The 12012-nt window shown below is 63.4% G+C and carries 10 protein-coding genes and 1 tRNA gene; 6 read left to right on the top strand and 5 right to left on the bottom strand.

Annotation, left to right across the window (positions count from 1 at the left end; genetic code table 11):
• From VKI00_RS32970 to VKI00_RS32960, 3 genes are all read right to left on the bottom strand, one after another.
• Positions 1–728 (bottom strand): S1 RNA-binding domain-containing protein (locus tag VKI00_RS32970; RefSeq protein ID WP_324447489.1); only part of this gene is annotated, 728 nt, incomplete at its 3' end.
• A gap of 221 nt (positions 729–949) precedes the next feature.
• Entirely contained in the window at positions 950–3625 is a 2676-nt protein-coding gene (polA, locus tag VKI00_RS32965; protein ID WP_324447494.1) for a DNA polymerase I, read from the bottom strand.
• A 99-nt stretch (positions 3626–3724) separates the two neighbouring features.
• Positions 3725–4012 (bottom strand): putative quinol monooxygenase, encoded by a 288-nt coding sequence (locus VKI00_RS32960; protein WP_324447488.1) that lies wholly within the window; start codon positions 4010–4012, stop codon positions 3725–3727.
• A gap of 132 nt (positions 4013–4144) precedes the next feature.
• Between VKI00_RS32960 and VKI00_RS32955 the strand changes: the two genes are divergently transcribed.
• Complete coding sequence (locus tag VKI00_RS32955) at positions 4145–4588, top strand: Zn-ribbon domain-containing OB-fold protein (RefSeq protein ID WP_324447487.1); 444 nt, start codon at positions 4145–4147, stop codon at positions 4586–4588.
• Complete coding sequence (locus VKI00_RS32950) at positions 4585–5781, top strand: lipid-transfer protein (protein WP_324447486.1); 1197 nt, start codon at positions 4585–4587, stop codon at positions 5779–5781. The genes VKI00_RS32955 and VKI00_RS32950 overlap by 4 nt, the downstream gene beginning before the upstream one ends.
• Positions 5782–5983: 202 nt before the next feature.
• Here VKI00_RS32950 and VKI00_RS32945 read toward each other — a convergent pair whose 3' ends face one another.
• On the bottom strand, positions 5984–6613 hold the full coding sequence (locus VKI00_RS32945; protein WP_324447485.1) for an ANTAR domain-containing response regulator: 630 nt from the start codon (positions 6611–6613) through the stop codon (positions 5984–5986).
• Positions 6614–6711: 98 nt separating this feature from the next.
• Between VKI00_RS32945 and VKI00_RS32940 the strand changes: the two genes are divergently transcribed.
• Positions 6712–6785 (top strand) — tRNA-Leu (locus VKI00_RS32940).
• Between the two features lie 48 nt (positions 6786–6833).
• On the opposite strand, the gene VKI00_RS32935 is transcribed toward VKI00_RS32940, so the two are convergent.
• On the bottom strand, positions 6834–7205 hold the full coding sequence (locus VKI00_RS32935) for a tyrosine-type recombinase/integrase (RefSeq protein WP_324447484.1): 372 nt from the start codon (positions 7203–7205) through the stop codon (positions 6834–6836).
• A gap of 1253 nt (positions 7206–8458) precedes the next feature.
• On the opposite strand from VKI00_RS32935, the gene VKI00_RS32930 reads away from it, so the two are divergent.
• The 3 genes from VKI00_RS32930 to VKI00_RS32920 all read left to right on the top strand — a co-directional run bounded on the left by VKI00_RS32930 (position 8459) and on the right by VKI00_RS32920 (position 11988).
• Entirely contained in the window at positions 8459–9784 is a 1326-nt protein-coding gene (locus tag VKI00_RS32930) for an adenylate/guanylate cyclase domain-containing protein (protein ID WP_324447483.1), read from the top strand.
• Positions 9785–9836: 52 nt separating this feature from the next.
• Positions 9837–10430 (top strand): HdeD family acid-resistance protein, encoded by a 594-nt coding sequence (locus tag VKI00_RS32925; RefSeq protein WP_324447482.1) that lies wholly within the window; start codon positions 9837–9839, stop codon positions 10428–10430.
• 85 nt (positions 10431–10515) lie between these two features.
• Positions 10516–11988 (top strand): cytochrome ubiquinol oxidase subunit I, encoded by a 1473-nt coding sequence (locus VKI00_RS32920; protein WP_324447481.1) that lies wholly within the window; start codon positions 10516–10518, stop codon positions 11986–11988.
• The last annotated feature ends 24 nt before the right edge of the window (positions 11989–12012 follow it).

Here is a 12012-nt window from a genome sequence, read left to right as displayed (position 1 = left end):
TTCCAGGACAGCTCGGAGACGTGCACCAGACCGTCCACACCGCCCAGATCGACGAACGCGCCGAAGTTGACGATGGACGAGACCACACCCTTGCGGATGGTGCCCTTCTGCAGCTGATTGAGGAACTCGCTGCGCACCTCGGACTGGGTCTGCTCCAGCCAGGCCCGTCGCGACAGCACTACGTTGTTGCGGTTCTTGTCCAGCTCGATGATCTTGGCCTCGATCTCCTTGCCGATGTACGGCTGCAGATCGCGCACGCGTCGCATCTCGACCAGCGAGGCGGGCAGGAAGCCGCGCAACCCGATGTCGAGGATCAAGCCACCCTTGACGACCTCGATGACGGTGCCCTTGACCGCCTCGTCCTTTTCCTTGAGCTCCTCGATGGTCCCCCAAGCGCGCTCGTACTGAGCGCGCTTCTTGGAGAGGATCAGCCGGCCTTCTTTGTCCTCCTTGGTGAGGACCAGGGCTTCGACTTCATCACCCACGGAAACGACCTCATTGGGGTCGACGTCGTGCTTGATGGACAGTTCGCGGGAGGGGATGACCCCCTCGGTCTTGTAGCCGATGTCGAGCAGGACCTCGTCCCGGTCAACCTTGACGATGGTCCCTTCGACGATGTCGCCATCGTTGAAGTACTTGATTGTTTTGTCGATGGCGGCGAGAAAATCCTCGCTCGAGCCAATGTCGTTGACGGCTACTTGCGGCGAGGTGACGGTGGGACTCGGCATATTGTTGGGTTGCTCCGGACAGGTTGGGGTCGTAGGGATAAAGCGGGCTTATTCGATTACCCGATTCCTCCGCATCGCGCTGCGCGCTCTACATCGTCACCGGGCTACCTGTCGAGGTTACTCGACCGCGTACACGCTGGCCAAACTGCGTCCCATTGCGTCGGGCGTGCACTAACGGCGGAAAATTCGCCGATATTTCGCCGTAGCTGCACGCTCGGCGCTTAATGGGCGGCGGTGTCCCAGCTGCGGCCATAGCCCACCGAGACCTCCAGGGGCACGTCCAGCGGGTATGCGCCGCCCATTTTCTCGCGCACCAACTCCTCGAGCCGCTCTCGCTCACCGTCGGCCACTTCGAACAAGAGTTCGTCGTGGACCTGCAGCAACATTCGCGACGCCAGCCCGGCCGATTTGAGCGCCTTGTCGACCTCGATCATGGCCACCTTGATGATGTCGGCCGCACTGCCCTGGATCGGCGCGTTGAGCGCCGCCCGCTCGGCGGCCTCACGCACCTGGCGATTGGTGCTGTCCAGCTCGGGCAGATAACGGCGGCGGCCCAACACCGTCGAGGTGTAGCCATCCTTGCGGGCCTGTTCGACGACGTCCATCAGGTAGTCGCGCACCCCGCCGAAGCGAGCGAAGTACTGATCCATCTGGACTTTGGCGTCTTCGGTGGAGATCTTCAGCTGCGCCGCCAGGCCATAAGCGCTCAACCCGTAAGCCAACCCGTAGGACATCGCCTTGACCCGCCGCCGCAACTCACCGGTCACCTCTTCGATCGGCACCCCGAACGCCCGGGATGCGACGAATGAGTGCAAGTCCTCTCCGGTGTTGAACGCCTCGATGAGGCCCTCATCGCCGGAAAGGTGGGCCATGATCCGCATTTCAATCTGGCTGTAGTCGGCGGTCATCAGCTCCGCGTAACCTACGCCGACTCCGTTACCGACAACAAAAGCGTCGCGGATCTGGCGGCCGGCGTCGGTGCGGATCGGAATGTTTTGCAGATTCGGCTCGGTCGAGGACAGCCTGCCGGTGGCCGCGATGGTCTGGTTGAACGTGGTATGGATACGGCCATCGCCGGCAACCGAGTTCAGCAATCCGTCGACGGTCACCTTCAGCCGGGTCACGTCGCGGTGCGCGAGCAGATGCTGAAGAAACGGGTGCCCGGTCTTGTCGAACAGCGACTGCAGTGCATCCGCGTCAGTGGTGTATCCGGTCTTCGTGCGCTTGGTCTTCGGCATCTCCAGTTCGTCAAACAGCACTACCTGCAACTGTTTTGGCGAACCGAGGTTGATCTGCTTGCCGATCACTGCGTAGGCGGCTTCGGCGGCATCACGGATCTGGTCGCCGAATTGGCTTTGCAGTTCGCTCAATTGGTCTAGGTCGACGGCGATGCCCGCAGCCTCCATGCCCGCCAACACCCGTTGGACCGGCAGTTCCATCTCAGCCAGCAGCGAGGTGGAGTCGATCCGGGCCAATTCGGCGTCCAGGGCGTCAGCCAGGTCCACCACCGCGCGGGCGCGCAGGACCGCGGTTTGCACGGCTTGATCGTCAACACCGTCGGTGTCGTCGAGCAGTGAAAGTTGCTGTTGCTCAGATGTTTCCGCTCGTAGTTCACGACGCAGGTAGCGCAGCGACAGATCGTCCAGGGTGAAACTGCGCTGACCCGGGCGAACCAAGTAGGCAGCCAGCGCGGTGTCGGAGCTCACTCCGTTCAGCTTCCAACCGCGTCCGGCGAGGTCGTGGATGGCCAACTTGGCCTCGTGCAGTGCTTTGGGCTTCTCCGGATCGGCCAGCCATGCCGCCAGCGCGGAGTCGTCATCGGGCGTCAACGTGGTGGTGTCGATGTAGCCACCGTCGCCGTCGGCGGCGGCGATGGCCAGCGCGGTCGCGTCGCCGTCGTAGGGCAGATGCGTTCCCACCACCGCCAACCCTGCTCGGCGCCCGTCGGCGACGTGCTCGGCCAGCCACTGCCCGACCGTGCCGGGTTCCAGCAGTCCCCCGCGCACGTCGAATCCCTCGTCGACCTCGGGTTCGACGGCGGCCAGCGTGTCGAACAGCCGGTCGCGCAGCACCCGGAATTCCAGCTGGTCGAACAGTTGATGAATCTGGTCGCGGTCCCAGGGCTGCATCCGCAGCGTGTCCGGCGTCTGCGCCAACGGTACGTCCTTGACCAGGTCGGTGAGCTCCCGGTTGAGCACCACGCTGGCCAGATGTGCCCGCAGCGCGTCGCCCACCTTGCCGCGCACCGAGTCGGCGTTGTCGACCAACGCTTGCAGCGAGCCGTATTCGCTGATCCACTTCGACGCCGTCTTCTCGCCGACACCGGGAATGCCGGGCAAGTTGTCGCTCGGATCGCCGCGCAGCGCAGCGAAATCGGGGTATTGCTCGGGGGTCAGCCCGTACTTCTCGACCACCGCCGCCGGGGTGAAGCGGGTCAGCTCGCTAACGCCCTTGCGCGGATAGAGCACCGTCACGTCGTCGCTCACCAGCTGCAGCGAATCGCGGTCACCGGTGACCACCAGCACCCGGTAGCCCTCCCTTTCGGCCTGCGTCGCCAGCGTCGCGATCAAGTCGTCGGCTTCGAAGCCCGGCTCCGCCAGCACCGTAATGCCCAGTGCCGCAAGGACTTCCTTGGTGACATCGATCTGGCCGTGGAACTCATCCGGGGTGGACGACCGGTTGGCCTTGTACTCCGGGTAGCGCTCGGAGCGAAAGGTCTGCCGCGACACGTCGAACGCCGCGGCCACATGCGTGGGTGACTCGTCGCGCAACAGGTTGATCAGCATGGCGGTGAACCCGTACACCGCGTTGGTGGTCAACCCGCCCTGAGTCTTGAAATTCTCGGCGGGCAGCGCGTAGAAGGCCCGAAAGGCCAGCGAATTGCCGTCCAGCAGCATCAACGTCGGCTTGTCGTCAGCGGCCTGGGCGGCTTCCGTCTTTTTGGTTGCGGTCCTCGCTGGGCTCACGGCCCTAACTCTAGGCACCGCTCCGGACATCTAGGTCAAGTGCCGCTGTCCGCCCACGTCGTACTCGGAAACCGAGGCGGAGATGATTGCGCCTTGTTCCTCATCGCTCGGCCCACTACCGCGGAACGCGTCGACGGCCTCCCGCGATTCACACCGTTCGAAGACGTCGATGCGACTCGGATCGAGCAGGTCGGCGCTGATCGCGTAGTCCAGGCAACCTGGTGTCTGTCGGGCCTGCTGCACGACGTCCCTACATTCCGACAGGTAGCTGTCCCGCTGTAGTGGCTCAACCATGATGTAGCCCGCGACGATCACCACGGGACACTCCTTCGTTTGGCATGGCACCTCCGACGTACTGACCGCCGGCGCCCGCCAAAGTCATCGGCGGTTCTCGAAGCGCGAAACTGCAACACGTTTCAGTTTTGTCGGCGTTGTCGGTACGCTGGCCGAATGCCAGCAGCTACCCGTCAAGAACCGGCGATCGACGGCTGGTTCGCAGCCGACGACTCCGGTGCGCCGTATCTGATCGGCGCAAAATGTCCGCAATGCGGCACCTACGTCTTCCCGCCGCGGGCCAACAACTGCCCCAACCCCGGCTGCGACGGTGACCAGCTCGACCAGGTGCCGCTGTCGCGGCGCGGGAAGCTGTGGAGCTACACCGAAAACCGGTATGCACCGCCGCCGCCCTACCCTTCGCCGGATCCGTTCGAGCCGTTCGCCGTCGCCGCAGTGGAGTTGGCCGACGAGGGTCTGATCGTGCTGGGCAAAGTGGTGGAGGGCACCCTGGCCGCCGACCTGAAGATCGGCCAGGAAATGGAGCTGACCATCATGCCGCTGTTTGTCGACGACGACGGCGTCGAACGCATCGTTTACGCCTGGAGGAACGCGTCATGAGTGAGCCTGTCTACATCCTCGGCGCGGGGATGCATCCCTGGGGCAAATGGGGTAACGACTTCACCGAGTACGGGGTGGTTGCCGCGCGGGGCGCCTTGGCGGAGGCCGGCCTGGACTGGCGGCAGATTCAGTTGGTGGCCGGCGCGGACACCATCCGCAACGGCTACCCGGGCTTCGTCGCGGGCGCGACGTTCGCACAGAAGCTGGGTTGGAACGGTGTGCCGGTCAGCTCCAGCTACGCGGCCTGCGCCAGCGGTTCGCAAGCCTTGCAAAGCGCCCGCGCACAGATCCTGGCCGGTTTCTGCGACGTTGCGCTGGTGATCGGCGCCGACACCACGCCGAAAGGCTTTTTCGCTCCGGTCGGTGGCGAGCGCAAGAACGACCCGGACTGGCAGCGGTTTCATCTGATCGGGGCCACTAACCCGGTCTACTTCGCGCTGCTGGCGCGGCGCCGGATGGATCTGCACGGCGCCACCCTCGAGGATTTCGCGCAGGTGAAAGTCAAGAACGCGCGCCACGGCCTGCAGAACCCCAACGCCCGGTTCCGTAAAGAAACGTCGGTCGAAGACGTGCTGGCCAGTCCGGTGGTGGCCGACCCGCTGCGGCTGTTGGACATCTGCGCCACGTCGGACGGCGCCGCGGCGCTGATCGTGGCCAGTGCCGAGTTCGCCCGCGAACACCTCGGCTCACTGAACGGTGTCCCGTCGGTGCGCGCGGTCAGCACGGTTACCCCGCGCTACCCCCAGCATTTGCCCGAATTACCTGATATCGCAACGGATTCCACTGCGGTGGTCGCCGCGCCCGACCGGGTGTTCAAGGACCAGATCATCGACGCCGCCTACGCCGAGGCCGGAATCGGGCCCGAAGACCTCAGCCTGGCCGAGGTTTACGACCTGTCGACCGCGCTGGAGCTCGATTGGTATGAGCACCTGGGGCTCTGCCCGAAGGGTGACGCCGAGGCGTTGTTGCGCAGCGGCGCGACGACCATCGGCGGCAAGGTTCCGGTCAACGCGTCGGGTGGGCTGGCCTGTTTCGGCGAGGCGATTCCGGCACAGGCGATCGCGCAGGTCTGCGAGCTCAACTGGCAGCTGCGCGGCCAGGCCACCGGCCGTCAGGTCGAGGGCGCGAAGGCCGGAATCACGGCGAATCAAGGCCTGTTCGGGCACGGCTCCTCGGTGATCGTGGCCCGGTGAGCGGCGGACCAGACCCCAGCGATCTCAGCAGCCACTTCAGTCGGTGGGCGAGGGTTCGGTGCCTTTCTCAACTCGATAGCGCATGCGATATCGGGCCTTTCGACGCCCGATATCGCATGCGCATCGCTTTGCGGCCCAATGCCATGGGGAGCTGCTGGTACTGAGGGGGCTGCCGGTAGCCAAGTGATTGTTGAGGCCTGCTCTACCCCGACGATTCCGCGTCGTTGGCAGTATCGAGGGTCTCCAGCACGACTTCGGCTACATGCTTCATCGTGGTCCGCCGGTCCATCGCGGCGCGCTGGATCCACTTGAACGCCTGCGGCTCGGTCATCCCCTGGTTGGCCTGCAACAAGCCTTTCGCCCGTTCGACGAGCTTGCGGGTTTCCAGCCGGTCAGACAGCGTCTCGACTTCGCGCTCCAGCGCCCTGATCTCGCTGAACCGGCTCAGCGCCAGCTCAACCGCAGGGATCAGGTCGGAGATGGTGAACGGTTTGACCAGGTAAGCCATCGCACCGGCATCCCGGGCCCGTTCGACTAGGTCGCGCTGACTGAACGCGGTCAGCACGACAATCGGTGCGATGCGTTTGCGAGCGATCTCGGACGCAGCGTCGATGCCGTCACGGCGCGGCATCTTCACGTCCATGATCACCAGGTCGGGGCGGAGCTGCTCGGCCAGCTCGACCGCCTCCTGCCCGTCGCCGGCCTCGCCGACGATTTCGTAGCCCTCTTCGCGGAGCATTTCGGCCAAGTCGAGCCGGATGAGCGCCTCATCCTCGGCGATCAGCACCCGGTGCGAGGCTTGGGTATCGACGTCGGTCGTGGAGCCGGTCATGACGACATTGTGTCGTGGTCCGCCGCGATCATCGACCGCGGGGTTGTGAGGTCCGTGTCACAATCGCCATCCTCTATGGTGGGAGGCCGTAGTTACGAGCCCTCGTATCCCAACTGGCAGAGGAAACGGATTCAAAACCCGTCCAGTGTGAGTTCGAATCTCACCGAGGGCACTCAAACTGTGGGAGCATCCTCGCAGGTAGAAGCCATTTTTGAGTTTGCTAGACGGCGTCATTTTGGCCCCGTGCCCACATTTTGCCCACAGTTTCAGATAACTTGTCGGCAACTGCCGTGAAGTCGGAGTCGAAAAGATCCGCATAGACATCGAGCGTCATCGCCGCGGAAGCGTGCCCGAGCATCCGCTGAACCACCTTCGGATTCGCGCCCGACGCTATCGCCAACGACGCCGCGGTGTGACGCAAGTCATGGGCCGTCACGCGCGGAAACGTCTTGTCGGCCTTCTGGCACCGTTCCACGGCACCGGCCAACCATGATTTGTTCGTCGGCGGCGCGAGATAGCCACCGTCCTGGGCCGGCCAGATCAGCTCGTCGCGATCCTTGCCTGTGCAAGTCGCGGCCAACTCGTCGACCACGAAAGCCGGTAGCGCCTTCCCCGCTGCCCAGGGTTTCTCTTGGCGGGGAAGTGCCCTGGGCGCGCGGGGGAATGGCAGCGGTTCCGAGGCCGCTGCCGGGGTTGGTCGGCGACTTCCTCCTTGCTTGGTCGCCGGCCACCCCACCCAAATGCAGGCGATTTCGCCCCTCGTCGCCCGGCCTCACCCGAAACTTCCTGCGCGACAGCGTGTTTCGTCACGATTCCACGCTCGGCGCAGGACAGCGGCCGGGACGGGCGGCTGCCGTGTTCCCCTGGAACGCGGGAAGGTCAGCCTCCCGTCCCGGTACCCGCCAAAAGTGACCGGCCCCAGCCCTTCCTCCAAGGGGCTCCCCAGCCCTTTTTCCTCCAAGATGCTGGGGCCGGCTGACTCACCACCTCGGTCAGGTCTCCAGCGCGGCGGCGATCTTCCGAAGCAGTTGGGTGAGAGTTAGTGAGTCCTCATCTGGCTTCTGGGTTTCGACGCGGTCCGCTAGGTCTCAGCCTCTCCGGTGTCTGAAACGCGGAGCCACGCAGTCTGACTCATGGCTCATTAAACCGCTGCCACTGCGTTGGCACCAGAGTGGGCAGCCCACGCGTCTAAGTTGTTGGACGGCAAGCGATGATCCACTCGTCGAGCAGCTCATCGGCCACGCCGACGCGCGGGACCGGCGCGCCCATCTCGGCGGCTGTCCGACGTAGAGCCGCGATTATTCCGGGCGTCAGCATGTTGCACGTCCCGTTTGGCCAGTGGCAACGCCCGAGAGCAAACTCACAGCGAGACGTCTAGTAATTACCTTTGTACCAACGACGAGTTAGGAAACTGGAGGACTCCCGTCGGGCGGGTGCGGTGACTCAAGTGCCGAGCGAGAGTTCCCATCGGACAAGGTCTATCGCCGCGATGACCGCGCGATCGTCGATTCGATGGTCAATCAGTACCCCCCGAAGAAAAGATCAGCTTCGAGGGTGATGAGGTCCACGTCCAAGTTCGCCCCGCCGCTGCAAACACCGCGTAATCCAGGGCCGTGGCGAAGTCACCAATGGCGTTGTCCGGAATGTCTCCGCTTCGCGCCCACACCGTGCCCACAATCTGCCCACAGTTACAGATAACTCCCATGAACTACAGTGATGACTTTTCGCTGGTAGACGGGGTTCCGGACCTGTGAACACGCCCTGAAATAGAGTTCGAGTCTCACCGAGGGCACCAGGTAAACGGAGCTGTTCCGGAATTTCGAGCCCACCTATTACGCTTTTGCTGTGGTGGCTAAGCGGTGTGGTGCCACACAACCAGCAGGTTCGCGGCGACCGCCGGACTGCGTAGCAGCAGTGCGGGAGCAACGGCGCGTCCGCAGTCAGCACTACGCCGACCGCATCGCGCGGCGACGCCGCATCCTGCACCTCACCACGACGATGGCGGTGATCGTCAGCGCTGGCTTTGGGAGCATCCAAGTCTTCGCGGCGCCCCACCTGTGGTGGACCGGCGTCATCAATATCGTCGGCGCCGCGATCTATGCGATGGTCCCCTGGCTGCACCGCTTCGGTGAGCTGGTTGCACCGCTGACCTTCATCGGCACCGCCTACGTCTCGATTTTCGTCATCTGCTGGTTCGTGGGCACCGGTTCGGGCTTGCAGTTCTATTTTCTGGTCGCATCCTGCCTTGTGGTGCTGCAACTGGGCGTCGACCGCATCGTCTTGGCAGCGGGCCTAGCAGCCATCGCCGCCTCGCTGGTGATCACCCTGCAGTTCCTGGTCCCCCGAGACACCGGCGTCCAGCCGGCGTGGGCTTTGTCTTTGAGCTTCGTCGTAACGACGATCTCGGGATGCGTGATGGTGGTAACGACGGTGTGGTACTCGGTACGCGAGATCGTCCGCGCCGAAACAGCGATGGAAATGGAATACGAACGGTCCGAGGCGCTGCTGGCCAACATCTTGCCGGCCAGCGTCGCGGAGCGGTTGAAAGATCCGGGGCACAACATCATTGCCGACAAATACGACGACGCCTCAGTACTGTTCGCCGACATCGCGGGTTTCACCGAACGGGCCAGCGACATCGTGCCGGACAAGCTGATCAAATTCTTGGATCGCTTGTACGGCGCCTTCGATGCGCTGGTGGATAAACACGCGCTGGAAAAGATCAAGGTCAGTGGTGACTCCTACATGGTGGTCAGTGGAGTGCCCCATCCGCGGGCCGATCACGCCGAGGCGCTCGCCGACCTTGCGCTCGACATGGCCGAAACCGCGGCCGGACTGAGAGATTCGCGCGGCGACGTGCTGCCGTTGCGAATCGGGCTCGCCTCCGGCCCTGTCGTCGCGGGCGTGGTGGGTTCTCGCCGGTTCTTCTACGACGTGTGGGGCGACGCGGTCAACGTCGCATCGCGGATGGAAGCCACCGATTCGGTGGGACGAATCCAGGTGCCCGAGGACGTCTACCAGCGGCTGAAAAACAACTTCGTGCTGCAGGAGCGAGGTGCGGTCGCCGTCAAGGGCAAGGGCGTCATGCGCACCTGGTATCTCGTTGGCCGCAAACCGGACACCGCTTCCGGCCGTGTACGTGCCGAGGCGCCACAAGCCGCAGTGCTCTGACACGTAACGCCAAACCCCCCATCAAGGTCGCCGTTTGTGGGAAAATTCAGCAATGGAAACCACTGCTGTTCCAAAGTTGTTGCCGCATCTGTGGAAGTCGACACTGGTATCCGGGCTCCTGGCACTCGTCTTGGGCGTCCTGGTACTGCTGCTGCCCGGAGACTCGATCGTCATCGCCGCCATCCTCTTCGGCATCTACCTGCTGATCACCGGTGTCGCACAAGTTGTCTTCGCGTTCAGCCTGCACGTCTCCGCCGGCGGGCGAGTGCTGCTATTCATCAGCGGCGCAGCCTCGCTGGTGCTGGCGGTGCTCTGCTTCCGGCACTTCGGCGAGGGGTATGCGATTCTGCTGCTGGCAATCTGGATTGGCGTCGGCTTCATCTTTCGCGGCGTGGCGACATCGATTTCGGCCATCAGCGATCCCACGCTGCCCGGACGCGGCTGGCAGATATTCCTTGGTCTGATCACCCTTCTGGCGGGAGTTGTGATGATCGCGTCGCCATTCGAATCGCTGGCGATCCTGATACTCGTCGTCGGCATCTGGCTGATCGTCATCGGCACCTTCGAGATCGTGTCGTCGTTCGGTATCCGCAGCGCATCCAAGAGGGTGAACGAGGCGCTGACGGGTGCATCGCACGGATCGTGATCGACCGAGAAATTTCGTAGCGATGATCGCGCCTGTCTACTACACTGCGTCGTAGTAGCTTGGCCCTGTCGTCAGGGAGATGACCATGAACGTCGTCGACGTGTCCCGTTGGCAGTTCGGTATCACCACCGTCTACCACTTCATCTTCGTGCCGCTCACCATCGGCCTGGCACCGCTGATCGCCATCATGCAGACGGCATGGGTGGTCACCGACAACGTGGCGTGGTATCGGCTCACCAAGTTCTTCGGGAAGCTGTTCCTGATCAACTTCGCGATCGGGGTGGCCACGGGGATCGTGCAGGAGTTCCAGTTCGGGATGAATTGGAGCGAGTACTCGCGGTTCGTCGGCGACGTGTTCGGCGCTCCGCTGGCGATGGAAGGTTTGGCCGCGTTCTTCTTCGAATCGACCTTCATCGGCTTGTGGATCTTCGGCTGGAGCCGACTGCCGCGCCTGGTACACCTGGCCTGCATCTGGATCGTCGCGATCGCCGTCAACGTATCCGCGTTCTTCATTCTCGTGGCGAACTCCTTCATGCAGCATCCGGTCGGCGCTCGATACAATCCCGTGACCCGGCGTGCCGAGTTGCACAGCATCAGCGCGCTGCTCAGCAATAACACTGCGCGAGCGGCGTTTTCGCATACAGTGGCCGGTTCACTGCTGACTGCTGCGACATTCGTTGCCGCCGTCAGTGCCTGGTGGCTGGTCCGTTCTGGTAAACGCGCAACGGACCGCCCCGTCGCGGAGTCAGATGCCCGCACCATGTTCCGTCCGGCAGCCATCCTGGGATGCTGGGTTGCGCTGATTGCCACCGTCGGCTTGTTCTTCACCGGCGACTACCAGGGCAAGCTGATGTTCGTTCAGCAGCCGATGAAGATGGCCTCGGCCGAGTCGTTGTGCAACACCGAAACCGATCCGGACTTCTCCATCCTGACCGTCGGCACCCACAACAACTGCGACAGCGTCACCCGGGTGATCGAAGTGCCCTACGTGCTGCCGTTTCTCGCCAAGGGCAGATTCAACGACGTCACTTTGCAGGGCGTGCGCGATATCCAGCAGGATTACCAAATGCGCTTCGGCCCAAACGATTACCGGCCAAACCTATTCGTCACCTATTGGTCGTTTCGCGGGATGATCGGGCTGCTGGCGATTCCGGTCCTTTTCGCGATGGTCGCGTTGTGGCTCACCCGCGGTGGCCGGATCCCCGATCGACGATGGTTCTCCTGGCTTGCGCTGGTGGCACTTCCGGCGCCCTTCCTGGCCAATATCTCCGGTTGGGTGTTCACCGAAATGGGCCGCCAGCCCTGGATCGTGGTACCCAATCCGACCGGCGACCAGCATGTCCGATTCACCGTCCACGAGGCCGTCTCACATCACGCTGCCGGCATGGTCGTCACCTCGCTGGTCACCTTCACCCTGCTCTACGCGGTGCTGGCGGTGATCTGGTTCTGGCTGCTCAAGCGCTACATCGTCGAAGGGCCGCTGGAACACGACGCGGAACCGGCTGCGCCCCGGTCACCCAGCGACGACGAGGTGGCGCCGCTGTCTTTTGCCTATTAAGGCCTGTTGACGGAAAGGAGCTGA

Origin of the sequence: Mycobacterium sp. (genome assembly GCF_035314665.1) — a bacterium.
Taxonomy (GTDB): Bacteria; Actinomycetota; Actinomycetes; order Mycobacteriales; family Mycobacteriaceae; genus Mycobacterium.
The sequence above is the reverse complement of the archived record's forward strand: the minus strand, read 5'-3'. Positions and strand labels throughout refer to the sequence as shown.